The 25,958-nt window shown below is 74.0% G+C and carries 22 protein-coding genes and 3 tRNA genes; 7 read left to right on the forward strand and 18 right to left on the reverse strand.

Annotated features, from left to right (window positions below):
• Positions 1 to 56 precede the first annotated feature (56 nt).
• The 3 genes from IR158_RS01460 (at position 57) to IR158_RS01470 (ending at position 3,364) form a co-directional block, all read left to right on the forward strand.
• A complete protein-coding gene (locus tag IR158_RS01460; protein ID WP_291808540.1) occupies positions 57 to 1,598 on the forward strand; it encodes a HAMP domain-containing sensor histidine kinase in 1,542 nt (513 codons plus the stop codon).
• Positions 1,595 to 2,269 (forward strand): response regulator transcription factor, encoded by a 675-nt coding sequence (locus IR158_RS01465; RefSeq protein WP_291808543.1) that lies wholly within the window; start codon positions 1,595 to 1,597, stop codon positions 2,267 to 2,269. Before IR158_RS01460 ends, IR158_RS01465 begins: the two co-directional genes overlap by 4 nt.
• 63 nt (positions 2,270 to 2,332) lie before the next feature.
• Positions 2,333 to 3,364: an adenosine deaminase gene (locus IR158_RS01470; RefSeq protein WP_291808546.1), complete on the forward strand. Its 1,032-nt coding sequence runs from the start codon at positions 2,333 to 2,335 to the stop codon at positions 3,362 to 3,364.
• A 61-nt stretch (positions 3,365 to 3,425) separates the two neighbouring features.
• Here the strand turns inward: IR158_RS01470 and IR158_RS01475 are convergent, their stop codons facing one another.
• From IR158_RS01475 to IR158_RS01490, 4 genes are all read right to left on the reverse strand, one after another.
• Positions 3,426 to 5,237: an alpha/beta hydrolase gene (locus IR158_RS01475; protein WP_291808549.1), complete on the reverse strand. Its 1,812-nt coding sequence runs from the start codon at positions 5,235 to 5,237 to the stop codon at positions 3,426 to 3,428.
• Between the two features lie 197 nt (positions 5,238 to 5,434).
• Positions 5,435 to 6,580 (reverse strand): UDP-N-acetylmuramate dehydrogenase, encoded by a 1,146-nt coding sequence (locus IR158_RS01480; protein WP_291808551.1) that lies wholly within the window; start codon positions 6,578 to 6,580, stop codon positions 5,435 to 5,437.
• Positions 6,581 to 6,589: 9 nt separating this feature from the next.
• Positions 6,590 to 7,870 (reverse strand): MFS transporter, encoded by a 1,281-nt coding sequence (locus tag IR158_RS01485; protein WP_291808554.1) that lies wholly within the window; start codon positions 7,868 to 7,870, stop codon positions 6,590 to 6,592.
• A complete protein-coding gene (locus IR158_RS01490) occupies positions 7,867 to 9,288 on the reverse strand; it encodes an MFS transporter (protein WP_291808557.1) in 1,422 nt (473 codons plus the stop codon). Before IR158_RS01490 ends, IR158_RS01485 begins: the two co-directional genes overlap by 4 nt.
• A 166-nt stretch (positions 9,289 to 9,454) precedes the next feature.
• Between IR158_RS01490 and IR158_RS01495 the strand changes: the two genes are divergently transcribed.
• Positions 9,455 to 10,522, forward strand: a complete 1,068-nt coding sequence (locus IR158_RS01495) for a LacI family DNA-binding transcriptional regulator (RefSeq protein WP_291808601.1) — start codon at positions 9,455 to 9,457, stop codon at positions 10,520 to 10,522.
• Between the two features lie 54 nt (positions 10,523 to 10,576).
• Here the strand turns inward: IR158_RS01495 and IR158_RS01500 are convergent, their stop codons facing one another.
• The 5 genes from IR158_RS01500 to IR158_RS01520 all read right to left on the reverse strand — a co-directional run bounded on the left by IR158_RS01500 (position 10,577) and on the right by IR158_RS01520 (position 11,967).
• On the reverse strand, positions 10,577 to 11,011 hold the full coding sequence (locus IR158_RS01500; RefSeq protein WP_291808559.1) for a MaoC family dehydratase: 435 nt from the start codon (positions 11,009 to 11,011) through the stop codon (positions 10,577 to 10,579).
• The gene (locus tag IR158_RS01505) at positions 11,008 to 11,460 is read right to left on the reverse strand and encodes a MaoC family dehydratase N-terminal domain-containing protein (protein WP_291808560.1); all 453 of its coding nucleotides are present in this window, start codon (positions 11,458 to 11,460) and stop codon (positions 11,008 to 11,010) included. Before IR158_RS01505 ends, IR158_RS01500 begins: the two co-directional genes overlap by 4 nt.
• Before the next feature lie 31 nt (positions 11,461 to 11,491).
• Positions 11,492 to 11,662, reverse strand: a complete 171-nt coding sequence (rpmG, locus tag IR158_RS01510) for a 50S ribosomal protein L33 (RefSeq protein ID WP_046529021.1) — start codon at positions 11,660 to 11,662, stop codon at positions 11,492 to 11,494.
• Positions 11,663 to 11,756: 94 nt separating this feature from the next.
• Positions 11,757 to 11,833 (reverse strand) — tRNA-Met (locus IR158_RS01515).
• A gap of 61 nt (positions 11,834 to 11,894) precedes the next feature.
• Positions 11,895 to 11,967 (reverse strand) — tRNA-Thr (locus tag IR158_RS01520).
• A 160-nt stretch (positions 11,968 to 12,127) separates the two neighbouring features.
• Here IR158_RS01520 and IR158_RS01525 point away from each other — a divergent pair.
• Positions 12,128 to 12,556: a hypothetical protein gene (locus IR158_RS01525; RefSeq protein ID WP_291808567.1), complete on the forward strand. Its 429-nt coding sequence runs from the start codon at positions 12,128 to 12,130 to the stop codon at positions 12,554 to 12,556.
• 129 nt (positions 12,557 to 12,685) lie between these two features.
• Here IR158_RS01525 and IR158_RS01530 read toward each other — a convergent pair.
• A tRNA-Tyr gene (locus IR158_RS01530) sits at positions 12,686 to 12,767 on the reverse strand.
• A 238-nt stretch (positions 12,768 to 13,005) separates the two neighbouring features.
• Between IR158_RS01530 and IR158_RS01535 the strand changes: the two genes are divergently transcribed.
• A complete protein-coding gene (locus tag IR158_RS01535) occupies positions 13,006 to 13,503 on the forward strand; it encodes a YajQ family cyclic di-GMP-binding protein (protein WP_291808569.1) in 498 nt (165 codons plus the stop codon).
• Between the two features lie 57 nt (positions 13,504 to 13,560).
• Here the strand turns inward: IR158_RS01535 and htpX are convergent, their stop codons facing one another.
• Complete coding sequence (htpX, locus tag IR158_RS01540) at positions 13,561 to 14,430, reverse strand: zinc metalloprotease HtpX (protein WP_291808571.1); 870 nt, start codon at positions 14,428 to 14,430, stop codon at positions 13,561 to 13,563.
• 190 nt (positions 14,431 to 14,620) lie between these two features.
• A complete protein-coding gene (locus IR158_RS01545) occupies positions 14,621 to 16,006 on the reverse strand; it encodes an FAD-dependent oxidoreductase (RefSeq protein WP_291808573.1) in 1,386 nt (461 codons plus the stop codon).
• A gap of 210 nt (positions 16,007 to 16,216) precedes the next feature.
• Between IR158_RS01545 and rarD the strand changes: the two genes are divergently transcribed.
• Positions 16,217 to 17,137 carry an EamA family transporter RarD gene (gene rarD, locus IR158_RS01550; protein ID WP_291808577.1) on the forward strand — a complete coding sequence of 307 codons (921 nt, stop codon included), beginning with the start codon at positions 16,217 to 16,219 and terminating at the stop codon, positions 17,135 to 17,137.
• A gap of 25 nt (positions 17,138 to 17,162) precedes the next feature.
• Here the strand turns inward: rarD and IR158_RS01555 are convergent, their stop codons facing one another.
• From IR158_RS01555 to nuoL, 6 genes are all read right to left on the reverse strand, one after another.
• The gene (locus tag IR158_RS01555; protein WP_291808580.1) at positions 17,163 to 18,734 is read right to left on the reverse strand and encodes an RDD family protein; all 1,572 of its coding nucleotides are present in this window, start codon (positions 18,732 to 18,734) and stop codon (positions 17,163 to 17,165) included.
• Positions 18,735 to 18,804: 70 nt separating this feature from the next.
• The gene (locus tag IR158_RS01560) at positions 18,805 to 19,560 is read right to left on the reverse strand and encodes a protein phosphatase 2C domain-containing protein (RefSeq protein ID WP_291808582.1); all 756 of its coding nucleotides are present in this window, start codon (positions 19,558 to 19,560) and stop codon (positions 18,805 to 18,807) included.
• 25 nt (positions 19,561 to 19,585) lie between these two features.
• Positions 19,586 to 20,593 (reverse strand): polyprenyl synthetase family protein, encoded by a 1,008-nt coding sequence (locus tag IR158_RS01565; protein WP_291808585.1) that lies wholly within the window; start codon positions 20,591 to 20,593, stop codon positions 19,586 to 19,588.
• A 97-nt stretch (positions 20,594 to 20,690) separates the two neighbouring features.
• Complete coding sequence (nuoN, locus tag IR158_RS01570) at positions 20,691 to 22,394, reverse strand: NADH-quinone oxidoreductase subunit NuoN (RefSeq protein WP_291808587.1); 1,704 nt, start codon at positions 22,392 to 22,394, stop codon at positions 20,691 to 20,693.
• Positions 22,391 to 23,938: an NADH-quinone oxidoreductase subunit M gene (locus IR158_RS01575; protein WP_291808590.1), complete on the reverse strand. Its 1,548-nt coding sequence runs from the start codon at positions 23,936 to 23,938 to the stop codon at positions 22,391 to 22,393. The genes nuoN and IR158_RS01575 overlap by 4 nt, the downstream gene beginning before the upstream one ends.
• A gap of 30 nt (positions 23,939 to 23,968) precedes the next feature.
• A complete protein-coding gene (gene nuoL, locus IR158_RS01580; RefSeq protein ID WP_291808604.1) occupies positions 23,969 to 25,918 on the reverse strand; it encodes an NADH-quinone oxidoreductase subunit L in 1,950 nt (649 codons plus the stop codon).
• Between the last annotated feature and the right edge of the window lie 40 nt (positions 25,919 to 25,958).

The raw sequence follows: 25,958 nt of genomic DNA on the forward strand, positions 1-25,958 counted from the left end.
GGACCGGCGATCGGACGGGCCTACTGCGCCGGTGGTCGCGCGACCATACTGACCCCATGCGGAACGGGCCGACGGCGGGGCGAGCCCTCACCGTGCCCGCCGACGCCGCACGCCGCCCGGCGTCCCACGTCACCGTCCGCGGTCGGCTGATGACGTCCGTCGTGGCCCTGACCGCCGCTGCCATGACCATCTCCGGCGTCACGGGGCTCGCGCTCCAGCTGCGCGCGACCGACGCCCGCATCGACGACTCCCTGACCCGCGCGGTCAGCGCGCTGCGGACCAGCGTGGTCGAGGGAGAGCCGCAGCCCGACGGGTCGCGGGTCCCCTGGACCTCCGTGCAGACGCTGCTGCAGAAGGCGGTCGAGGCGCGCGTCCCGGGCGAGCACGAGGGCGTGCTCTCGATGCTCGACGGGACGTTCTTCATGCGCCCGGCCGACGAGACCCGCGCGGTGCGGCTCGACACCGACGAGGAGCTGATGGCCTGGCTGCGCGCGCTGCCGGCCGACGACCCGCTCGCCGGCTTCCCGCGGACGGTGCGCACGTCGGTCACCGAGTACCGGCTGGTCGCCGTCCCGGTGCACCTGGAGGCGGATCCCGCCGTCGCCGGCATGTTCGTGGTCGCGTCGGACCGCACCGCGCAGAACGCGGGCGTGTGGCGGATCTTCCTGACGTACTCGGCGGTCGGGGTCGCCGCGCTGGTCGTCACGTCGCTCGTCGCGTGGTTCGTGGTCGGACGCATGCTGCGTCCGGTGCGCGTCCTGCGCGACACGGTGCGACGCGTGACCGAGTCGGACCTGTCGGAGCGCATCGAGGTCACCGGCAAGGACGACCTGGCGGACCTGGCCGCGTCCGTGAACTCGATGCTGCAGCGCCTCGAGCGCGCGTTCGGCTCCCAGCGCGAGCTGCTGGACGACGTGGGGCACGAGCTGCGGACCCCCCTGACGATCGTGCGCGGCCACCTCGAGCTGCTCGACCCGGGCGACGAGGTCGACGTGCGCGCGACGCAGTCGCTGGTGCTCGACGAGCTCGACCGCATGCAACGGCTCGTCGACGACCTCGTGACCCTGGCGACCGCGGACCGCCCGGACTTCGTCCGTCGCGCACCCGTCGACGTGGGACGTCTGACCGACGACGTGCTGGAGAAGGCCCGCGGCCTGGGTGGGCGCCGTTTCGTCGTCGTCGCGCGGGCCGACGTGGTGGTCGACCTCGACGCCCAGCGCATCACCCAGGCGTGGCTGCAGCTGCTCGCCAACGCCGTGCGCTTCTCCGGCCCCCAGGCCGTGGTGCGACTCGGCAGCGAGGTCGCGGGCGGACGCCTGCTGGTCTGGGTGCGCGACGAGGGACCGGGTGTCCCAGCCGCGGAGGAGTCGCGCATCTTCGAGCGCTTCCACCGGGGCCAGGCCGACCGCGTGCAGCACGGCGCGGGCCTGGGCCTGCCGATCGTCGCGGCCATCGCCGCCGCTCACGGGGGACGCGTGTTCCTCGAGCACCCTCCTCCCGGCGCCGGTCCCGGCGTCGGTTTCGTCCTCGACCTGCCTGCCGTCGGCCTCCTCGACGGCGAGGCCGAGTCGTTCGAGCTCGTGGAGCGCCACCGATGACACACATCCTCATCGCCGAGGACGAGGAGCGCATCGCCTCCTTCGTCGCCAAGGGGCTGCGCGCCCACGGGTACGAGGCGACCGCCGTGCTGACCGGGGAGGCGGCCCTGGAGCGCGTCGAGGCAGGCGGGATCGACCTGCTGGTGCTCGACCTGGGGCTGGGCGACATGGACGGCTTCGAGGTCCTGCGCCACCTGCGCACGGAGGGCTACGAGCTCCCGGTGATCCTGCTGACCGCCCGGTCGTCGGTGACCGACACGGTGACGGGCCTGGAGTCCGGGGCCGACGACTACATGGCCAAGCCGTTCCGGTTCGAGGAGCTCCTCGCGCGCGTCCGGCTGCGGCTGCGCAGCCAGCCGGCCGCGACCGCTCGCGGCAACGTCCTCACGCACGGCCGGCTGCAGCTCGACCTGCGCACGCGCCGCATGAAGGTCGACGACACCGAGGTCGACCTCTCGGCGCGGGAGTTCGCTCTCGCGGAGACGTTCATGCGCAACCCGGGGGACGTGCTGACGCGCGAGCGGCTCCTGTCGGAGGTGTGGGGCTACGACTTCGACCCGGGCTCGAACGTCGTCGACGTGTACGTCCGTTACCTGCGCCGCAAGCTCGGCGCCGAGCACTTCGACACCATCCGCGGTGTCGGCTACCGCCTCGTCGACGCGTCGGCGTGACGGCCGTCCCCCTCACGCGGACCGGCTGCGCCGGCTCCCGCGTCCGCTGGCACACTGGCCCTGATGCGTGATCTGAGCCTGCTGCCCAAGGCGCACCTGCACCTGCACTTCACCGGCTCGATGCGTGTGGACACCCTCGCCGAGCTGGCCGACAGGCACGGCATCCGGCTCCCCCACGTCCTGCTCGACGACGACCCGCTGGTGGTTCCGGCCGGCGAGCGCGGGTGGTTCCGGTTCCAGCGGATGTACGACGCGGCACGGGCCTGCGTGCGCTCCGAGGCGGACATGCGCCGTCTCGTCGCCGAGGCCGCGGCGGACGACGCCGCCGAGGGCTCCGGTCGCCTCGAGATCCAGGTGGACCCCACGTCGTACGCGCCGTTCGTCGGCGGGCTGACGCCGGCGCTGGAGATCGTCCTGGACGAGGCGCGTGCCGCGCAGGCGTCCACGGGCGTGGAGATCGGGGTCGTCGTGGCCGCCTCGCGCATGCGCCACCCGCTGGACGCCCGGACGCTCGCGCGGCTCGCCGCGAAGCACGCCGGGGACGGCCCGGGCCAGGTCGTCGGGTTCGGGCTGTCCAACGACGAGCGGCGCGGGACGACCGCCGACTTCGCGGGTGCGTTCGCGATCGCCCACCGGGCCGGCCTGCTGTCCGTCCCGCACGGCGGTGAGCTGCTGGGGCCGGCGCACGTCGAGGAGGTGCTCGAGCACCTGCGGCCCGACCGGCTGGGGCACGGCGTGCGCAGCGCCGAGGACCCGCGCGTCCTGGCGCGCGTCCTCGAGGACGACGTCTCGCTCGAGGTGTGCCCCGCCTCCAACGTGTCGCTGGGGGTGTACGCCGCCCTGCGCGACGTACCGCTGCGCAGCCTCGTCGACGCGGGCGCGCGCGTGGCACTCGGTGCCGACGACCCGCTGCTCTTCAGGTCCCGGCTGGTCGACCAGTACCGCATCGCCCGCGACCACCACGGGTTCACCGACGCGCAGCTGGCGGACCTCGCCCGGGCGTCGATCACCGCGAGCGCGGCGTCCCCGGGGACCCGGGCCCGCCTGCTCGCCGGCGTGGACGCGTGGCTCGCGACGGAGCCCGCCGCCGCCTGACGACGCGGGACGGGGGCTCGGCCGTCGTGGCCGCGCCCCCGCCCCTCATCCGCTCACGACGTCACGAGGAGCGCGGCGTCGAGCCGGGCACCGGCGGCACCACCGGCGGCAGGGCGCGCGGCGCCTGCGAGCCGCGGGACATCGGCTGGTCGACGAACGGCTGCACGTCGCCCGTGCACTGCGTGCCCTCGGCCGGCAGCTCACCGCCGATGAGGTAGCGGTCGATCGCCTCCGTGGCGCACGCGGACGTGCCGTACGCCGTGTGCCCCCAGTTGTCGGACGACAGCAGGCGGCTGTTCGGGAGCACCTTCGCGGCCGCGACGGCACCCTCGTAGGCGGTCGCCGGGTCCCACAGGTTGCCGACGACCAGCACCGGCGAGGCGGTACGGGCGTCGAACCGTCCCGTCCACGCGTCCTCGTCGCGCGCGGTCCAGGCCTTGCTCGCGCACTGCGCGGACCCCCACGTCCACGACGGACCGAAGCCCGGCGCGAGCGCGTCCTGCCGGTCGGAGGCCGCGATCCAGTCCTCCGGCCGCCGGGGGTTCACGGAGTCGGTGCACAGCACCGCCGAGAAGGCCTCGGTCCCGTTGTAGTACGGGAACGCGAACCCGAGCGCCGACGCCCGCTCGGTGCGGGTGCCGGCGTGCTCCGCCGCGATCTGCTGCTGCGCGCGCTCGTAGCCCAGCAGGGACGACAGCGCCTCGGCACGGATCTCGGCGTTCTCGGGCGTCTCGGGCTGGAGCAGCCAGTGGACCGCCCAGGTGAGCACGTCGACGCCGGCGTACGCGTCCGGCGCGTACAGCGAGCTGAGCACGGCACCGACGAACACCGGCCAGTCGACGGTCACGATCAGCTCGTCGGTCTCCGGGTCGCGCAGCTCGACCGGCGTGGCGCGCAGACCCGCCGCCACCCCGTCCCACACGGCCCGCGGCTCACCGATCCCTGCTGTGCGGCACAGGTCGGGGCCGGCCTGCGCGCAACGGTCGAGGATCTCCTGCGCCGCACGCCATGCGGCGGTCCCCGAACCGAGGCGCTCGGTCACCGGGATGTTCGCGGTCGCGCGCGTCCCCGCCCACGCGAGCGGGTCGAGGACCCCGTCGATGGTGACGGCACGCACGCGGTCGGGGAACATGTTGGCGTACACCTGGCCGAGGTAGCTGCCGTACGAGAAGCCCAGGAACGTCAGCTTCTCGTCGCCGACGGCCCGCCGTACGACGTCCATGTCACGCGCGACCTGCGCGGTCGACATCGACGCGCTGAGCGGCGCACCCGTCGTCGAGCACGCCTTGCCGAGCTTCCAGGCCGAGCCGACGTACGCCGCCGTCTGCTCCTCGCCCTGCGGGAACGGCACGGCCATGCCGGACAGCGCGGCGTCCTGCTCGCCGGCGTTGCGGAAGCACCGCACGTTCGACGAGTAGTTGGTGCCGCGCGGGTCCAGGCCGACGACGTCGAACTTCGCCAGCACCTCGGGCGACAGGAAGTACGGCGCGAAGGCCGCCATGTCGACGCCCGAGCCGCCCGGCCCGCCCGGGTTGACGAAGAGCGAACCGATCCGCTGCGCGGGGTCCGTGGCCCGGACCCGCAGCAGCGCTACCTCGGTGATGCCCTTGCGCGGCTGGTCGTAGTCGAGCGGGAGCTCGACGGTGCCGCACTCGCTGCCCGGCATGAAGATGGACGAGCAGTCGTACCACCCCGGCTCGGGTGTCGGCACCCGGTCGACGCGGGCCGCCTCCGCGCGGCTCGTGCGGTCGTGGCCGGCGCCCGGCTTGCCGTGGGCGCTCGCGCCCGTGGCCGTGAACGCCGTGACGGTCGTGGCCAGACAGGCCGCGACGGTCGTCACGGCGAGCGCACGGCGGAACTGTGCTTTCGTCATGGTGATCCCCCTGGATCGCGCCCGCCGGTGCCCCTGCGACCCGGCCGTCGGCGCACCCACCACACTGGCTGCCGCGAGGTGCGCGGGACGTCGGCCGCAGGGCGGACTCCCGTGCCCGCCCTGCGGTGGTTGTCCCGATCGGGGGGAAAGGTCTAGGTTCCCGCGCGCGGGGCGGACCGGCGCCCCGCGCCGGCGCCTCAGAGGGTGACGCCGACCAGGACGGGCTCGGGCTCAAGGACGACGCCGAACCGGTCGCGCACACCGTCGCGGACCTCGCGGGCCAGCGCGAGCAGGTCGGCGGCGCGCGCGTCACCGCGGTTGGTCAGCGCGAGCGTGTGCTTGGTCGAGAGGGTCGCCGGCCCGGGTGCGCCGTGCCCGCGGCCGAAGCCCGCACGCTCGATCAGCCACGCGGCGCTCGTCTTCACGGACCCGTCGGGCATCGGCCAGCGGGGGGCGTCGGCGGGCAGCCCACCGGCGTCCGCCGCCGCGACGACGGGATTGGTGAAGAACGACCCGGCGCTCCACGTGTCGTGGTCGGCCCCGTCGAGCACCATGCCCTTGCGTGCCCGCAGCGCGAGCACCGCAGCGCGCACGTCCGCGAGCGGTGCGCGCTCCCCCACGGCCACGTCGAGCGCGCGGGCGAGCTCGGGGTAGGCCACGGGCGCCGACAGCGAGCCCTCCTTGACCTGGAACGTCACGTCGAGCACGACGTACCGGGGCGTCGGGCCCCACGGCGCGGCCGGGTCGGTCGCGTCCGGTCGCAACGACCGCTTGAGCACCGACGTCCGGTACCCGAACCCCAGGGACACGAACGGCAGCGTGCGGACCCGGCCGCGTCCGCGGTCCCACACGCGCACCTGCGCGACGGTCTGCGCGACCTCCTGGCCGTACGCACCGACGTTCTGGACCGGCGTCGCGCCCGTCGACCCGGGGATGCCTGACAGCGCCTCGACCCCCACGAGCTCGTTGGCGACCGCGTACGCGACCACGTCGTCCCACACGGTCCCCGCGGGCACCGTGAGCGTGACGCCCCCGCACGCGGACGCGTCGGGCACCTCCACGCCGCCGCGCACGTCGCGCACGACGACCCCGGGGAACCCGTCGTCCGAGGCCAGCACGTTGGAGCCGCCGCCGAGCACGAGCAGCGGCTCGCCGGCCTCGTCGGCCGCACGCACCGCGGCGACCAGCTCGGCCTCGGACGTCGTCTCGAGGTAGCGCCCGACGGGTCCGCCGACGCGCAGGGTCGTGAGGTCCGCGAGCGCGGGGGTGCCGGCGTGCGTCGGGACGGGCGGGTACGCCGACGCGGGGGCCGGGCCGGTCAGTGCGCAGGTGTCGGGCTCCACCCGGCCAGGCTAGACCGCGGGCGGCGCCGGGTGCTCCACGGCGTCGGCGTCGACCGGCGCACCCGTGCGCAGCAGCGGCCGCGCGGCGCCGGTGACCAGCAGACCGAGGGCCACGGGCGCGAGGATCGCCAGGAGCGCGTGCCGGTAGCCGACGTGCTCCGCGAGCAGCCCGAGCAGCGGGGGACCCGCGAGGAACGCGGCGTACCCGACCGTCGAGACGACCGCCACGCGCTGCGCGGCGCGCAGCGGGTCGTCGGCCGCCGCGCTCATGCCGACGGGGAAGCCGAGCGCCGCACCCGCGCCCCACACGACCACACCGACGAGCGCGAGCCACAGCTGGTCGGCCAGGCCGAAGACGAGCAGGCCGGCACCTGCCAGGCCGGCGCACAGCCGCAGCACGGCGACACGCCCGAAGCGGTCGAGCAGCGCCGTGCCGAACATCCGCATCGCGGTCATCGCCGTGACGAAGAGCCCGAAGGCGACCGCGCCCGTCGCGTGCGCGGTGCCGAAGCCGTCGACGACCGCGAGGCTCACCCAGTCGTTCGCCGCGCCCTCGGTGAGCGCCGCGGCGAGCGCCACCAGGCCGATGAGCAGCGTCCGCGGCTCGAGCCACGCCCCGAGCGCGCCCCGGGCACCGCCGGGCGCGCCGCCGCGCTGCACGTCCCGGTCCGTGTCGCCCCCGTGCCGGTCGGGTCCGTCGACGAACGCGCGCACCGCCACCGCGACGACGACCGTCGAGAGCCCCAGGACGACGGGCAGGTGCACCTGGACCGGCACGTGCAGCGCCGCCGCACCCGCGGCGACGCCGGCAGCTGCCATCGTCCCGACGGAGAAGCCCGCGTGGTAGCGCGGCATGACGGTGCGCCCGAGCCGCTGCTCGACGACCGCACCCTCGATGTTCATCGCGGCGTCCCACACGCCCGCCCCGATGCCCGCGAGGACGAGCCCGGCACCGACCAGGACGACGTGCCCGAGGGCCACGCCCAGCGACGCGAGCGCGAGGCCGGACGCGTTCGCGACCGCGAAGGCGAGCACCGTGCGACGCGCGCCCCAGCGCTCGACCACGAGGCCGGACAGGGGCAGCGACACCAGCGAGCCGAGCGCCCCGATGAGCAGCAGCACACCCATGCGCTCGGGCGTCAGCCCCAGCGCGTCGCGCACGGCCGGGAGCCGGGCAGCCCAGGAGGCGAAGTTCACGCCGGACAGCAGGAAGACGGTGAAGACCGCCGCAGAGGCGAGCCGGACGTCACGCGGACCGGGCGCGCGCCGGACGTCGGTCACTCCGCTCATCGTGCACCACCGCGTGCGACGGGTCGATCCGTCCGTCCGTGCCGCCTCCGGGCCCGCCCGAACCGGCCGTGGTGGTGACGGGCGTGGGCGAGCTCCTCGAGGTCGACCGCGTGGATCGCGTCGGCTCCGGAGGCCTGCGTGCCGACCGGGGGAACGGGCGCGGCAGCGGGCCCGGGCACGTCGAGCCGCTCGCGGGTCACCGCCGGTGCCACGACGAGGCTCGCGACCATCGCGGCGACGATCAGCACGAGGGCGTGGCGCGCGCCGACGGACTCCGCGGCCAGGCCGAGCACGGGCGGAGCGACGAGCGACGCCACGGAAGCGAAGGCGGAGACCACCGCGACGCGCCCGGCGGCACGCACGGGGTCGTCGGACGCCGCGGCGATGCCGATGGGCACCGCGAGCGCGGCGCCCACGCCCCACAGGACGACGCCGGCGCACGCGAGGACGAAGCCCGGGGCGAACCCGAACAGCAGCAGGCCGACGATCGACGACGCGCCGGACGCCCGCAGGACCGCGACGCGCCCGAACCGGTCGATGAGCCGGGTCCCGAGCAGACGCACGACCGTCATCGACGTCACGAACAGCCCCAGCACCGCACCGCCGACCGACTCGGACCGCGCGAAGCCGTCGACCACGGCGAGCGAGAGCCAGTTGTTGGCCGCGCCCTCGGAGAACGCGGCAGAGAGGACCACGACCCCGACGAGCAGCGTGCGCGGCTCGCGCCACGCGTCGAGCGCGGTGGCGAGACGTCGCGCGCCCCGTCGCGTGCGCGAGTCCGCGGCGGCCGGCGCCGCGCGGGCGGGGGCGACGGGCCGCTCCCCCGCCTCGACGGCGGACATGGGCAGCACCACGCCGGGCAGCGACGCGAGCCGCCACACGACGATCACCGCCGCGGTGAGGGGGAGCTGCACGACCACGGGCACGCCACCGGCGGACGCCAGCGCGCCGGCGCCGGACCCGACGACCGCACCGATGGAGAACGCCGCGTGGAACTGCGGGATCACCGTCCGCCCCAGCGCACGTTCGACCCGCCCCGACTCGACGTTGATCGCGATGTTGCCCAGCGCGACGGCGACGCCGTTGAGGAACATGCCCGCGGCGAGCAGGACGCGCGACCCGACGGTCGGACCGACACCGAGCAGCACGAAGGCGGTCGCGAGGACGAACGTGGAGACGAGCAGGACGCGACGGCTGCCGAGCCGCTGGAGCACGACGCCGGAGGACATGACGGTCAGGAGCGAGCCGACCGAGCCGACGAGGAGGAGCAGGCCCAGGTCGGCCGTGCTCAGGTCCAGGAGGTCGCGGACCGTCGGGATGCGCGCCAACCAGCTCGCGAAGGCCACGCCCGCCAGGGCGAAGAGACCGACGAGCAGGTGGCGGGCACGGGCGACCACGGACGGGTCGGGGGTGGTCACAGCAGAGCTCCGGGTCAAGGGGGAACCGAGATTCGGCCTACGGCGCGCCATAGGCTGTCCACGCGCTTCTCGAATCGATTCGAGGGGCCTCATCCATACTGCGGGTACGCTGACCGCGACGTCAAACGTCAGCCCTCACCTGCCTCGCCGGCCCCGGAGGTCCGCCCTGTCCGCGCAGCGCACCACCCTGGCCGACGTCGCCGCGAGCGCCGGCGTGTCGGTCTCGACCGCCTCCCTGGCCTTCTCCGGCTCCGGACCCATCGCCGACGCCACCCGCGCGCGGGTCCTGGACGCGGCCCGGGCGCTCGGGTACGCCGGTCCCAACCCCCTCGGACGCCAGCTGCGCCGCGGGCGTTCCGGCATCGTCGGCGTCATCATGGGCGACGCGCTGCGCCGCGCGTTCCGCGACCCCGTCGCCGTCCAGGTGCTCGACGGCCTCACCTCCACGCTCGGGCCGCTCGGCCTCGGCGTGCTCCTCATCCCCGGCCCGGACGACCCGTCGCAGCCCGCGGTCGACCCGCTGCTGGAGTCCGCCGCGATGGACGTCGCCGTGCAGATGTGGGGCGGCACCACCGACGACCCGGTCCTGGAGATGCTCCGACGGCGCGGCACCCCGACGGTCCTCGTCGAGGGCACGCCCCAGCCCGACGTGGCCGCCATCGGGATCGACGACCACGGCGGGATGGTCGAGCTCACGCGGCACCTGCTCGCCCTCGGTCACACGCGCATCGCGACCGTGACCCTGCCGTTCGACCGCGAGCGCTCCGAGGGCCCCGCCGGCCAGGCCCGCCTGGCCCGGATCTCCTGGGAGATCACCCGGCGCCGGCTCACCGGGGTCACCGACGCGGGCGTCACCCCGACCGTCGTCTACGAGACGCCCGCGTCGCTCGTCGAGAACGGCGCGGCGGCCGGCCGCGCGCTGCTGTCGGCAGCCGACCGCCCGACCGCGATCGTGTGCCAGTCGGACCTGCTGGCCTCGGGCGTGGTGCTGGCCGCCCGGGAGCTCGGGCTGCGGGTGCCGCAGGACGTCTCCGTCGCCGGGTTCGACGGTCTGGACCTGCCGTGGCTCGCACCCGACGTCCTGACGAGCGTGTCGCAGCCGCTCGCGGAGAAGGGGGCCGCCATCGGCGAGGCCGTGGCCGAGCTGCTCGCCGGCCGCACGCCCGAGCCGCGCGTGCTGCCCGTGAAGCTGCGCACCGGGACGACGACCGGGCCCGTACCGCAACGCGCCTGACACCACGACGGCGCGACACGACGACGGCGCCGCCCGCGGAGGACCGCGGCCAGGTCAGACCAGCCGGACGACCGCCTGGGCCTTGCCGAGGACCCGCACACCGTCGACCGTCACCGTGAGGTCGATCCGCGCCGTCCCCGCGTCGACGTCGAGCGCACCGACCGTGGCGACGACCTCGACGGACGCCTCCCCCGGGTCGGGCACGGGCACGGGACGCGTGAACCGCGTCTGGTAGTCGACGACCGCGCCGGGGTCGCCGACCCAGTCGACCACCACGGTGACGGCGGCGCCCATGGTCCACATGCCGTGCGCGATCACGCCCGGCAGACCGACCGACGTGGCGACCCGCTCGTTCCAGTGGATCGGGTTGAAGTCGCCCGACGCACCGGCGTACCGCACGAGCCGCGCGCGGTCGACCGTGAGCGTGCGGCGGGCCACCTCCTGACCGACTGCGAGGTCGGCGACCGCGGGGCGGGCGTCGCGGCTCACGCGTCGTCCTCGGACCGCACGGCGAGCGTCGAGACGACCGTGGCGACGGGCGCCCCGTCCTCGTCGGCGATCTCGCACCGCGTGGTGATCATCGACAGCCCGGCGCGCTGCGTGACGGCGTCGACGTGCAGCGCGGTCCGCAGCCGGTCACCGGCGCAGATGGGCCGGTGGTGCGTGAAGCGCTCGTCGGCGTGCACGACGCGGCTGAAGTCGACGCCCGCGGCGGGGTCCTCGACGTACTGCGCCTCGGTCCGCTGGGCGATCACCACGGCGAACGTGGGCGGCGCGACGACGTCCGGGTACCCGAGGTCCCGGGCTGCGTCGGGGTCCGTGTGGGCGGGGTGCGTGGCACCCGTGGCCTCGGCGAACTCGCGCAGCTTCTCGCGTGCGACCACATACACGTCGCCGGGCGGGTAGGCCCGCCCGGCGAATGTGGTGTCGACCGGCACGTCAGCAGGTCAGTCGTGTTCGCGAACCGCGTCAGCGGGTCTCGCGGTGCACCGTGTGCTTGTTGTCACGCGGGCAGAACTTCTTCATCTCGAGCCGGTCGGGGGTGTTCCGACGGTTCTTCTTGGTGATGTAGTTCCGCTCCTTGCACTCCGTGCAGGCGAGAGTGATCTTGGGGCGGACGTCCGCGCTCTTGCTGGCCATGTCTATGTCACCTCTCGCGCCCCGCGGGGGCTGCGTTTCTTCTCCTGGCGCGCGCCGGCCGACGCGCGCTGCTGGGACGGATGTTCGCCGGACGTGGTAGCGGGAGCGGGACTCGAACCCGCGACACCACGATTATGAGCCGTGTGCTCTAACCACCTGAGCTACCCCGCCATGTCGATGCGGACGTGGCCGGTGCCGTGCGAACACGGCACCGCCCTCGAACACACCACAGAGCCCCGAAAGGGAATCGAACCCTTGACCTTCTCCTTACCATGGAGACGCTCTGCCGACTGAGCTATCGGGGCAGCGCGGACCAGAGTACACGGGCTGTGGGGTCCCCGTGAAATCGTCTCCGCCGAGGCCCGCGCGACGCCCTCCCGGAGCCGCCGGAGCAGGTGGGACGAGTGGCGGCCGAAGCGTTTCAGTTCGTCGCGGCACCCCGCGTCGCGTGCCACGATCCGGCGCATGCGCACCCCCCGTCACCGTCCCGGCCGCCTGGCCGCCACCGCACTGACCGTCGCCGCACTGCTCACCGTCGCCGCCTGCGGCGGCGGTGACGAGGGCGTCGACCCCTCCACCGCCGACTGGCCGACCGCGATCACGCCGGCCGACGCCGAGGGCGAGTTCTTCGTCGTCTGGACCGCGCTGGCCGAGAACGGCGACGACCCCGCGCTGGCCACCGAGGTCGAGCGCCTCGCGGACCAGGGCTACGAGGTCGAGCCGTGGGCGCCCGGCTGCCAGTCCGGCGCCCAGGAGGACCTGTCCGCGCTCACCGGGTTAGCCGAGCCCGTGGGCGTCGGCGTCGCGTTCGCGTCCGCCGAGGACGCCGGCGTCTTCGACACCCGCGACGAGGGCGCCACCGTCTCGGTCACCACGGGCACCTGGACCTGCTGACACCACCAGGCCGACCACCGCGACACCGCGGCGGCGCCCGACGCCTCGCACGGCGGACCGGGTGCCGGCCGGTCGTCCGGGTGGGACGACGAAGGGGGCGTCCTCCATGAGGACGCCCCCTTCGGTACGTGGCGGGTGAGGGATTCGAACCCCCGTAGGCGTTGCCAGCTGATTTACAGTCAGCCCCCTTTGGCCACTCGGGTAACCCGCCAAGGGACGCGCGGCCGCGTCGTCGGCGTCGGTTCCTGCGTACGAGTGCTCGTACGACGGTTCCGGCGCGTCCGCGCGAACGGCGTGCGGATGGAAGGATAGCAACTCCGGGAGGGGGCTCGTGCACATCGCCGCGCAGCGGTCCGTGACCACGGCCCGCGCCGCGCGGCGCGATCGTCGCACGGCACCTCGTCCACCGGACCGCAGACGCACCCCGACGGGTGCAGGGAGGGAGCAGCATGGCAAGCGAGTCGTCGTTCGACGTCGTCAGCAAGGTCGACCGCCAGGAGGTCGACAACGCGCTGAACCAGGCCGCGAAGGAGATCACGCAGCGCTACGACTTCAAGGGTGTGGGCGCGTCCATCTCCTGGAGCGGCGAGAACATCCTGATGGTCGCGAACTCCCCCGAGCGCGTGCTCGCGGTGCTGGACGTCTTCCAGACCAAGCTCATCAAGCGCGGCATCTCCCTCAAGGCGCTGGACACCGGCGAGAACGAGCCGCAGCCGTCCGGCAAGGAGTACCGGCTGGCAGGGACCCTCAAGGAGGGCCTGAGCACCGAGATCGCCAAGAAGCTGGCCAAGATCGTGCGCGAGGAGGGCCCCAAGGGCGTCAAGACGCAGATCCAGGGCGACGAGCTGCGCGTGACCGCCAAGAGCCGGGACGACCTGCAGACCGTCATCGCGCTGCTCAAGGGGTCGGACGTCGACGCGGCCCTGCAGTTCGTCAACTACCGGTAGACGGCTCCCGGGGGCACGCTCGCGTGCCCCCGCGGTGCCGGGCGGCACCCGAGGCCGTCACCAGCGCGTCACCCCGCCGCCCGCCATCGCCTCGAGCCGGGCGACCCGCTCGGGCATCGGCGGGTGCGTCGAGAACAGACGAGCAAGACCGGCACCGCGGAACGGGTTCGCGATCATGAGGTGCGACACGTCGACCAGCTCGCGGTCCTGCGGCAGCGGGCGCGCGCGGGTGCCCGCCTCGAGCTTGCGCAGCGCCGACGCCAGGGCGAGCGGGTCGCCGGTGAGGCGGGCGCCGTCCTCGTCGGCGTCGAACTCGCGCGTGCGCGAGATCGCGAGCTGGATGGTCGTCGCCGCCACGGGTGCGAGGACGACCATGAGCAGGGCGGCGATCGGGTTGCCACCCTCACGGCGGTCACCACCGCCGAAGAACAGCGCGAACTGCGCGAGGGACGTGATCACGCCGGCGACCGCCGCCGCGACCGACGACGTGAGGATGTCGCGGTTGTAGACGTGCATGAGCTCGTGGCCCAGCACGCCGCGCAGCTCACGCTCGTCGAGGATCCCCAGGATGCCCTCCGTGCAGCACACCGCCGCGTTCTGCGGGTTGCGGCCCGTCGCGAAGGCGTTGGGCGCCATCGTGGGCGACACGTACAGCCGGGGCATGGGCTGGCGAGCGGCCGTCGAGAGCTCGCGCACGATGCGGTACATCGCGGGCTGCTCGATCTCGCTCACGGGCCGGGCACGCATCGCCCGGATCGCGATCTTGTCGGAGTTCCAGTAGCTGTAGGCCGTCATCACCAGGCCCAGCGCGGTGAACACCCACAGGTACCGCGGGCCCCCGACGAGCCAGCCGATGCCGAGCAGGACCGCCCACATCACGCCGAACAGCGCCGCCGTCTTCAGGCCGTTGTAGTGCCTGTGCTGCATCTTCGTCCTCGTCTCCCCCGTCCGGCGCCGCTCGCGGCGTCCGTACCACGTCAACGCCCGGCGTGGTGACGACGTTCCCGCAGGCCGCCCAGGAGCGGGCACGAGGCCGTCACGGCGCACCAGACGGGCCCCCGGACGGTGCGACCGTCCGGGGGCCCGCGTGCGAGCGTTCAGCCCTGCTGCGGCGCGCTCAGTCCTGCGGGACCTCGCGTCCGAGGGCGACCGCGACCATGTGCTCGCGTGGCACGACCTTGACGCGCTCACGCCCCTGGGGCTCGCCGAGGGAGCGCTCGTACGCGTCGAGCAGCTCCCAGCCGGACCACTCGATCGTGTCCGCGCCGCGCTGCGCGAGGAAGTCGAGCACGGCCTGCGGGTCACGCTCCGTCGCGGTGTAGAAGGCCTCGCCCGCAGCCGCGACGTCCTCACCGAGGTGCCGGATCGTCTCCGACGCGTCGGACTTGGTGTGACCGATGAGACCGACGGGGCCCCGCTTGATCCACCCGGTGGCGTACACGCCCGCCAGGTGGTCGCCGTCCACGTCCAGGACGCGCCCCTCGCGGTTGGGGATGACACCCGCGACGTCGTCGAACGGGATGTCGACCAGGGGCGAGCCGAAGTAGCCGACCGCCCGGTAGACCGCCTGGACCGGCCAGTCGTGGAACTGCCCGGTGCCGGTCACGTTGCCGTCGCCGTTGAGCGCCGTGCGCTCGGTGCGCAGGCCGACGACGTGGCCGTCCTCACCGAGGACCTCGACGGGCTTGTGCAGGAAGTGCAGGTGGATGCGGCGCGAGGCCGTCAGGTCCTCCGGCTCCTTGAGGGTCCAGTCCGTCAGGGTCTTGACGACCTGCTTGGTCTGGTTGCTCGAGTGGATCGCGGCCATCGAGCCCTCGTCGAACTCGAAGTCCTCGGGGTAGACGATCACGTCCACGTCGGGGACATGGCCCAGCTCGCGCAGCTCGAGCGGCGAGAACTTGGCCTGGGCGGGCCCGCGGCGCGCGAAGACGTGCACGTCGGTGACGGGGTTGGTCTTGAGGATGTCGTAGACGTTCTGCGGGACCTCCGTCGGCAGCAGGTCGTCGGCGTGCTTGGCCAGGATGCGAGCCACGTCGAGCGCCACGTTGCCCGCGCCGAGCACCGCGACCTGCGTCGCCTCCAGCGGCCAGGTGCGCGGCACGTCGGGGTGGCCGTCGTACCAGGACACGAAGTCCGCGGCACCGTAGGAGCCCTCGAGGTCGATGCCGGGGATCGGCAGCGCCGCGTCCCGGATCGAGCCGGTCGAGAAGATCACGGCGTCGTAGAACGTGCGCAGGTCGTCGAGCTTGAGGTCGGTGCCGTAGTCGACGTTCGCGAGCAGACGGATGTCGCCCCGCTCGAGGACCTTGTGCAGCGCGACGATGATCTGCTTGATGCGCGGATGGTCCGGGGCCACGCCGTAACGCACGAGGCCGAACGGCGCCGGGAGCCGCTCGAACAGGTCGATGCTCACGTCGAGGTCGGTCTTCGACAGGATGTCGGCCGCGTAGATGCCGGCCGGACCGGCGCCGACGATCGCGACGCGCAGGGTCGGGGTGCTCACGGGACCTGGTTGCCTTCCGCTGTGGGGAGCCCTCGCACGACGGGGCGTCCTGACGGAGGTGACGTCGCGCCTCGCGTCCGCGCCCCGCCATCGCTGCGAGAGCAGTGCGCGACAAGTCTAGGACGCGGGCACGCACCCGCTCGACGTCCACTCCACGATACGGACAGTCCGCGATGTGGGACACGCCGTCGGCACGCCTACAGTCGGCGGGTGGACGTACCTGCACCCGGCCGTCGCGGCGGCCTCGCCGCGGGCGTCGCCGCCTACGCGCTGTGGGGCGCGCTCCCCCTGTACTTCCCCCTGCTGACGCCGTCCGACCCGGTCGAGATCATCGCCCACCGCGTCGTGTGGTCCCTGCTGTTCTGCCTCGTCCTGCTGCAGGTCACCGGCACCTGGAGCGCCTTCGTCACGATCCTGCGTGACCGCGGGCTGCTGCTGCGCCTCACGGTCGCCGCCACGTTCCTCGCCGTCAACTGGCTCGTGTTCGTCCACGGCGTCACCACGGGGCACGTGGTCGACGCGGCGCTGGGCTACTTCATCAACCCGCTCGTCACCATCGCGCTGGCGGTGCTCGTCCTCAAGGAGAGGCTGCGCGGCGTCCAGTGGGTCGCGGTCGGCTGCGGCGCCGCTGCTGTCGTCGTCCTCGCGGTCGGGTACGGGCGGCTGCCCTGGATCGCCCTGGTCCTGGCCTGCAGCTTCGGCGCCTACGGGCTCATCAAGAGCCGCGTCGGGCCGCGGGTCGGGGCACTGCCCGGGCTGGCGGCCGAGACCGCCGTCCTCGCGCCCGTCGCCGTGGTCTACCTCGGGTGGCTCCACGCGACCGGCAGCGGCACGTTCGCGCTCGACCTGCACGGCCTGGCCCTCGTCGGCACGGGCGTGCTCACCGCCGTCCCGCTGCTGCTCTTCAACTCCGCGGCGCGCCGGCTCCCCCTGACGACCGTGGGGCTGCTGCAGTACCTCGCGCCCGTGCTGCAGCTCGCGATCGGCGTCCTGGTGGCCGGCGAGCAGATGCCCCCCGCCCGCTGGTGGGGCTTCGGGCTCGTGTGGGTCGCCCTCGTCATCCTCACGGTCGACGGGCTGCGCCACTCCCGGCGCCCGTCGCCGGACGCCGCGGCCCGCCCCGCGCCCTGACGGCGGACGGCGTCACGCGGCGTCGTCAGTCCGACTCGACGCGCGCCTCGCGGTCGCCCAGACGCACCGTCCACCCGGCGCCGACCAGGGCGCGGGTCCCCGCCGGCAGCACGCGCGCCGTGCCCGCGGGGTCGATGACGACCGTGCCGTTCGTGGACCCGCGGTCCGCGACCCAGATCGCCGAGTCCTCCTCCGCCGTGGCCCCCTGCGGCCCGAACTCGGCGTGCACCCGGGACAGGGACCGCGCGGCGTCGTTCAGCACGATCACGTGCAGGATGTCCTCGCCGTCCTCGGCGCGAGGGCCACGCCCCACCAGGCCCCGTCCGACGACGCGCACCCGCTCACCGGTGTCGAAGTGCAGCGCCAGCGTGCCCGTCCGACGCCGCAGCGACTCGGGGTCGCGCACACGCGTGTGCTCGAGCTCGGCGAGGTCGTCGTCGAGCGGGTGCGCCGCGGCCGGGGCGGGCCCGGGGCGCACACCGTCGGTCTGCCGGCGCGCCTGGGGCGGCGGGGGCAGCAGGTCCGACTCGGCCTGCTCCGCAGCGGGCAGCGGGGCGGACCCGGCGGGCGCTGCGGGGAGCAGGTCGGGGGCAGGCGGCGGCGCGGCAGGCGCGGGCGCCGGCGCGACCGACGACGTCGGCGGCGCAGGAGCCAGGAGGAAGTCGTCGACCACGGCTGCCGCGGGGGCCGGGGCCTCCGGCGCGGGAGCGCCCGGTGGCACCGACGGCGTCCACGGTCGCGCCGCGCCCTGCGGCCGCTGCTCCCCGGACGTGGCAGCACCTGCGGGCCGACGGGACTCGGGCGGCTGCGCCGACGCGTGCACGACCGTCGTCCCCGAGGCCTTGTCGTGCCAGCCCCGGCGCCGCGGACCGGAGTCCCACGCGGCGGAGGCGGCGACCGCCCAGTTGCCGACGAGGCACGCCAGCGTCCCCACGCCCACCACCAGCTGCCGCACGAACGCGCGGCCCACGCCGGGGGGCCTACCCGTGCGGTCGTCGACGGTGCGCAGTCCCAGCAGACGCGCCCCGAGCGTCGCCCCGCCGACACCCTCGGCGACGATCTGCGCGACCGCCACGAGGAGGGCCAGCAGACCCGGCAGCACCGGCAGGCCGCCGTCGGACCCGGCGACGAGGAGGCCCACGCCTGCCGCCGCAGCCGCCGCGACCAGGTCGATCGCGTACGCCAGGACGCGCGTGCCGACGGACGGCGGGACGTCCGCCACGCGGGACCCCCCCGACCGCGTGGCCCGCGCGGACCCCCGCACGTCGCGCGCTGCCGCGGCCGCGTCGAAGGACGCGGCCGGCACGGGGGCCGGGCGCTCGGTGGATCCGGCCGTCGGGCCGGGAGCCCGGTGGGACAGGGGCGGTCGCGACCGGCTCACGGTGCCGCTCCCGGTGCCGCTCCCGGTCGGGACCGTCGGCTCGACGACCTGCGCACGCGGCACCGCAGCGCCCCCGGACGCCCACCGCGCGCCCGGGTCGCCGGCCGGTGGCGTGTCGGCGACGGTCGCGTCGTCGTCGTCCGCAGCAGGGCGTGCGATCAGCGGGACCCGGGCCCCGCAGACCGCGCAGGACTCGGCGTCGGGGGCGAGCGGCATGCCGCAGGATGCGCAGCGCGGAGCCGAGGCGCGGGTGCTCACGGGCGGTCCTCCGGTGTCGGGTGCGCGGTCATCGTGCCATGTCGGCGGCGCCCGACGCGCCTGGCTCCCGGGTGACGGTGACCGCGTCCACGACGACGACCGTGACGTTGTCCTGGGCGTCCGCGGCGAGCGCCTCGCGCACCAGGCGCTCCGCCGCCGCGCGCGGGTGCCGCTCGGTGCGCAGCACGGCCTGGACCCGCGCGTCGGACAGCGCCTCGGTCAGGCCGTCGGAGCACACCACCATGCGGTCACCGTGGCTCACGGGGAACATCCGCAGGTCGGGGTCGACGCGCGACGCGCCGCCGCCCAGCACGCGCGTCACGACGTGCCGGCGGGGGTGCCGCGCGGCGTCCTCGACCGCCACGAGCCCCTGCTCGACGAGCTCGGCCACCTCGGAGTGGTCCCGCGTGAGCTGCTCGAGCATGCCCCCGACCATGCGGTACGTGCGCGAGTCGCCGACGTTGAGCACGAGCCAGCACGGGACGCCGGCGTGCTCGGTCACGACGACACCGGTGAGCGTCGTCCCGGGGCGCCTCTCCCCCTCGGCCGGGAGCTCCCGGACCCTGCGGTGGGCGTCGCGCACGACGCGTGTCACGTCGTCCATCGTCGGGGTGGAGCCCGCGAGCTCCCGCACGACGTCCACCGCGAGGCGGGAGGCGACCTCGCCGGCCTCGTGACCGCCCATGCCGTCGGCGACGAGGAACAGGCCGTCCGCGGCCCACGCCGTGTCCTCGTTGGTCTCGCGCGCCGCCTGGTCGGTGGCGACGCCGGACCGCAGCCTCACGCCCCCGACCGTCATCGCGACCGCATCACGACGCCCGGTCGACCAGCGCGTCGGCGAACGCGATCATCGCGTCCTTCGCGGGCCCTGCGGGCAGCGGTCCCAGCTCGGTGACGGCCTGACGTGCCAGCTCGACGGCCCGACGACGCGTGACGGCGACGACCTCGTGCTCGCGCAGCGCCGCGACCGCCTCCGCGAGGTCCGCGTCGTCGCTGAGGTCGGCGTCGAGCAGCGCCAGGACGTCCCGGTCCGCCGAGCCGGCCGGCGCGACGGCGGCGCGCTCCCGCAGGAGCAGCGCCGGCATCGTGGGCACGCGCTCGCGCAGGTCGGTCCCGGGGGTCTTGCCCGTGACCGTGCCGTCCGACGTGAGGTCGATGACGTCGTCCGCGAGCTGGAACGCCACACCGACGGTCTCGCCGAACTGCGTGACCGTGCGCACCACGTCCGGTCCGCAACCGGCGAACATGGCCCCGAACCGTGCGGACGTCGCGATGAGGGACGCCGTCTTGTCCGAGAGCACCTGCAGGTAGTGGGCGACGGGGTCCTCGTCCGGCCGGGGGCCGACGGTCTCGTGGAGCTGCCCGAGGCACAACCGCTCGAACGTCTGCGCCTGGATCCGCACCGCCTCCGGGCCGAGACCCGAGACGATCGACGACGCCCGGGCGAACAGCAGGTCGCCCGTGAGGATGGCGACGGAGTTGCCCCAGACCTCGTGCGCCGACGGCGCCCCACGGCGCAGGGGTGCGGAGTCCATGACGTCGTCGTGGTACAGCGTCGCGAGGTGGGTCAGCTCGACGACGGCCGCCGCGTCGACGACCTCGCGGCGCTCGCCGTCGCCCAGCTCGGCCGTCAGCAGCGTGAGCAGCGGGCGCAGCCGCTTGCCCCCCGCGTCGACGAGGTGACGCGACGCGTCGTGGGCGATCGGGTCGGCGTGCGTCACGGCGTCACGCAAGAGCTCCTCGACGAGCCTGAGGCGCCCCGTGAGGCGCTCGGCGAGCGCGGCGTCGTGCAGGGGAAGGGCGAGAGCGGTCGTCACAGCATGAACCTATCCGCCCGGCACCCGCACGGCGGCACCGGGGACCTGTGATGTCCGATGGCTCCCGGTCCGGTGGCGGGACCCCGCCCGCGTCGGGTCACGGCAGCAGGACCGCCACCGACGCGATCGCGTCGAGCACCGGCGACGGCGCGACTCCGAGCACGACGGTGAGCAGGGCGCACACGGTGACGGCGACCACGGTCAGCCCCTCACCCCCGACGACCGTCGCACGCGTCGTGCGCTCGGCCTCGACCGTTCCGACAGCAGCGCGTGCCCCGACCATCTCACCGGTCGCGCCCGTCGACGCCACGGAGTCGTCCGGTGTGAGCGAGGACACCTCGCCGCGGACCGTGCCAGGCGCGTCGTCGCTCTCCGTGAAGAACATGAGCACGATGATCCGGACGTAGAAGAAGGCCGCGGCGGCCGAGGCCAGCACACCGATCAGCGCGAGCTGCCAGGCGCCGCCCTCGACGGCGGCGGAGAACACCGCGAACTTGCCGACGAAGCCCGCGGTGAGCGGGATGCCCGCGAACGACAGCAGGAACAGCGTGAACGTCACCGCCACGACCGGGTGGGTACGTCCCAGGCCCGCCCACTGCGACAGGCGCGTGGCCTCACCGAGCACCGCCGGCGCGTCGTCGTCGCCGGTCCCCCGCTCCCGGACGAGCGAGACCAGGCCGAACGCGCCGACCGTGGCCGCACCGTACGCGAGCAGGTAGAACAGCACGGCCGTGATGCCCGAGTCCTCCAGGGCGACGACACCGGTCAGGACGAAGCCTGCGTGCGCGATCGACGAGTACGCGAGCAGGCGCTTCACGTCCGTCTGCACCAGCGCGGCCACCGTGCCGACCACCATGGTGAGGATCGCGACGACCCACAGGACGACCTCGAGGTCCCACGCCATGCCGGGGAGCATGCCGTAGACGACGCGCAGCAGCGCACCGAACGCGGCGACCTTGGTGCACGCCGCCATGAAGCCCGTCACCGGCGTCGGCGCGCCCTGGTAGACGTCGGGCGTCCACATGTGGAACGGCACCGCGCCGACCTTGAAGAAGAGCCCCGCCAGGAGGAGCAGCGCACCGACCACGAGGAGACCCTCGAGCCCGTTGGGCGTGGCCGTCGCCGCCGCGATGTCGGCGTACCGCAGGGAGCCGGAGTACCCGTACAGCAGCCCGATCCCGAAGAGCATGACGGCCGAGACGAAGGCGCCCAGCAGGAAGTACTTCATCGAAGCCTCCTGCGACAGCAGGCGGCGGCGGCGTGCCATGCCGGACAGGAGGTACAGCGGGAGCGACAGCACCTCGAGGGCCACGAAGAGCATGAGCAGGTCGGTGGTCGCGGGGAAGACCATCATGCCGCCGGTGGCGAAGAGCAGCAGCGGGTACACCTCGGTCTGGCGCAGGCCCTTGCTGCGCGCGATCTCCTCGTAGTCCGAGCCCGGGACAGCGGCGGCGGACGGCGCGAACGCGTCCTCCCCGCCGGCCACGCGGTCGGCGAAGAGCAGGGTCGACAGCAGCGCGAGCAGCGCGATCGTGGCCTGCAGCACGAGGGTCGGTCCGTCGACGACGAGCGAGCCGCCCAGCACGTCGGTGCCGCCGGTGCGCTGGACGTCGCTCCAGAGCGCGGCGACGGCCAGCAGGGCGCCGGCGAGCGACGCGAGCGTCAGCGCGAGCTGCACGACGCGGCGCCGTGCGGCGGGCACGAACGCCTCGACGAGCACGCCGACGACGGCGGCCACCAGCACGACCAGCACGGGCAGCATCGGCCCCCATGCGATCTCGGGCGCGGTGAAGTCGCTCACTGGTCACTCCCTTCGGTACCGGCGGTGGTCGTCGTGGGTGCCACGTCGTCGAGGCCGAGCTGCGAGACGCTCTCCTGGGCGGGCGGCCGGACCAGGTCCAGCGCCGGCCCGGGCACGAAGCCGAGGACGAGCATCAGCGCGACGAGCGGCCCGATCACCCACCGCTCGCGCGCCCCGACGTCGGACATGCCCGCCAGCTCGGGCCGCACCGGGCCGGTGAAGACCCGCTGGTAGAGCCACAGCACGTAGATGGCGGCGAGCACGACGCCGAGCGTCGCGACGATCGCCGCCGCCGGGTGCCGCGCGAAGGTGCCGACGATGACGAGGAACTCGCTGACGAAGGTCGACAGCCCGGGCAGCGACAGCGCCGAGAGACCGACGACGAGGAACAGGCCGGCCAGCACGGGAACGACCTTCTGCAGGCCCCCGAAGTCCACGATCTGCTGCGACCCGCGGCGCGCGGCGAGGAACCCGACCAGCAGGAACAGCGCCCCCGTCGAGAGCCCGTGGTTGACCATGTAGAACGACGAGCCGGCGATCGACGTCGACGTGAACGCGAAGATCCCCAGCACGATGAAGCCGAAGTGCGACACCGAGGTGTACGCGACCAGGCGCATCATGTCCTTCTGCCCGATGGCCAGCAGCGCGCCGTACAGGATCGAGACGACGGCGAGCACGATGATCACGGGCGCCGCCCAGCGCGAGGCCTCGGGGAACAGCGGCAGGCACAGCGTCAGCATGCCGAACGTGCCGACCTTGTCGAGCACGCCGACCAGCAGGGTCGAGGTCCCCGCGGGCGCCTGCTGCGCCGCGTCGGGCAGCCACGTGTGGACCGGGAACATCGGCGCCTTGATGGCGAACGCGAGGAAGAACGACAGGAAGATCCACTTCTCCGTCGTCGGGTCGAGGTCCACGCCCACGAGGTTCTCGATGAGGAAGCCCTCGGGGCCGCCCGGTCCCTGCAGGTAGAGCGCGATGACGCCCACGAGCATGACCAGCCCGCCGGCGAGCGAGTAGAGCAGGAACTTCACGGCCGCGTACCGCCGCTGGGCGCCGCCGAACGCACCGATCATGAAGTAGACGGGGATGAGCATCGCCTCGAAGACGACGTAGAACAGGAAGACGTCGCGTGCCGCGAACACGAGCACGATGAACGCCTCGAGCAGCAGCACGAGCGCCAGGTAGTGCCGCAGCCGGTCGGTGGGCGCGTCCGTGGAGTCCTGCTCGCGCCAGGACGCCAGCACGACGAGCGGCACGAGGACGACCGACATGGCGATCAGCGCCAGCCCGACGCCGTCGACGCCCAGCGCCCACGACACCCCGAGGGCGGGGATCCACGGCGCCGTCTCGACGAGCTGGTGGACCGCCGCGTCGGCCGTGTCGAAGGCCGTGAAGGCCGCGACCACGAGCAGGACCTCGGCGAGGGCGAACCCGAGCGCGACGGTCCGCGTGCGGGCGCGGGCACCGGCGGGAAGCAGCCACAGCGCGGCTGCCCCGACCAGCGGCAGCACCACCAGCGCGGTGAGCCAGGGGAAGTTCGACATCAGTTCTCAGATCTCCTGTCGACTCTTCGGTCAGCCGCGCACGGCGAGGACGACGATCGCGAGCGCGACCACACCGACGACCATGACCGCCGCGTACGAGCGGGCGAACCCGTTCTGCGCGCGGCGCACGATGTCGCCGACGGCGACGGTCGCGCGGCCGACGCCGGTCACCGCACCGTCGACCACGGCCTTGTCGCCGTACACCAGCGACCGGGTCAGGTACTGGCCGGGGGCGACCAGCAGCGCGTCGTTGACGGTGTCCTGGTACAGGTCGGCGCGGGCGGCGCGCGTGAGCGCGGTCCCCAGCGGCGGGGTCACGGGGACGGTCGAGACCGCGTAGCGGCGCCACGCGAGGACCAGCCCGAGGGCGACGGCGATCAGGGTGAGCGCGATGAGGACCGGCACGGCGAGCACGGGCTCGTGGTGCTCGGTGTGCCCCACCGACGGCTCGAGCCACTCGACGAAGCCGACGCGCGACAGGATCAGGCCCAGCCCGACCGAGCCGGCGGCGAGCACGATCATCGGCCACGTCATGAGCGCCGGGGACTCGTGCGGGTGCTGCTCGCCACCGTCCTTCGTCTTGCTCCAGCGCTTCTGACCCTCGAAGGTCATGAAGAACAGGCGCGACATGTAGAAGGCGGTGATGCCGGCACCGATCAGCGCGACGCCGCCGAAGACCCAGGCGCGCCACGGCTGCCCGTCGACGGGCACGAACGCGGCCTCGATGATCTTGTCCTTGCTGAAGAACCCGGCGAACGGCGGGATGCCGAGGATCGCGAGCCAGCCGGCCATGAACGTGAAGTACGTGATCTTCATGTACCGGCCCAGGCCGCCGAAGCGCCGCATGTCGACCTGGTCGTCCATGCCGTGCATGACCGAGCCGGCGCCGAGGAACATGCCGGCCTTGAAGAAGCCGTGCGTCACCAGGTGGAAGATCGCGAACGCGTAGCCGATGGGCCCGAGGCCGGCGGCCAGCACCATGTACCCGATCTGCGACATCGTCGAGGCGGCCAGCGCCTTCTTGATGTCGTCCTTGGCGCAGCCGACGATCGCTCCGAACAGCAGCGTGATCGCACCGACGATCGCGACGACGAGCTGGGCCGTCGGCGCCGCCGTGAACACCGCGCCCGAGCGGATGATGAGGTACACGCCGGCCGTGACCATGGTCGCGGCGTGGATGAGGGCGGAGACCGGGGTCGGGCCCGCCATCGCGTCGCCGAGCCAGGACTGCAGCGGGAACTGGGCCGACTTGCCGCACGCGGCGAGCAGGAGCATCAGGCCGATGGCCGTGAGGGTGCCCTGCGACACGTCACCGGACGCCGCTCCGGCCTCGACCGTCGCGAAGTCCAGGCTCCCGAACGTCGCGAACAGCAGCCCCATCGCGATCAGGAGGCCGACGTCGCCGATGCGGTTGGCGACGAACGCCTTCTTCGCGGCGACCGCGTACGGCGTGTGGTGGTTCCAGAAGCCGATGAGCAGGTACGAGGCGAGGCCCACGCCCTCCCAGCCGACGAACAGCAGCACGTACGAGTCCGCGAGGACCAGCAGCAGCATCGCCGCGACGAACAGGTTGAGGTAGGCGAAGAACCGGCGCCGCGCCGCGTCGTGCTCCATGTACGCCACGGAGTACACGTGGATCAGCGTGCCGACGAAGGTCACGAGCAGCACGAAGGTCAGCGACAGGGGGTCCACGCGCAGGCCGGCGTCGATGCTCAGGGCGCCGGCGTCCAGCCACGTCGCCAGGTGCACGTCGTGCACCCGCTCGCCGGCGGGCTGGCCGAGCACGCCCAGGAGCAGCACGACGCCGACGACGAACGCACCGGCCGAGGCGAGGACGCCGAGCCAGTGGCCCCACCGGTCGGCACGACGGCCGAGCAGCAGCAGCACCGCGGCCGACAGCAGCGGCAGCGCGACGAGCCAGACGGCCGCCTGCGCGCCCGCCCACTCGGGAGCCGCGACGACCGGGGACACCGTCGGCATCACGGCAGGCGCGGTCAGGGAGATCAGGGTGTGCACGTGC

Origin of the sequence: Cellulomonas sp., from assembly GCF_015234515.1 — a bacterium.
GTDB lineage: Bacteria > Actinomycetota > Actinomycetes > Actinomycetales > Cellulomonadaceae > Cellulomonas.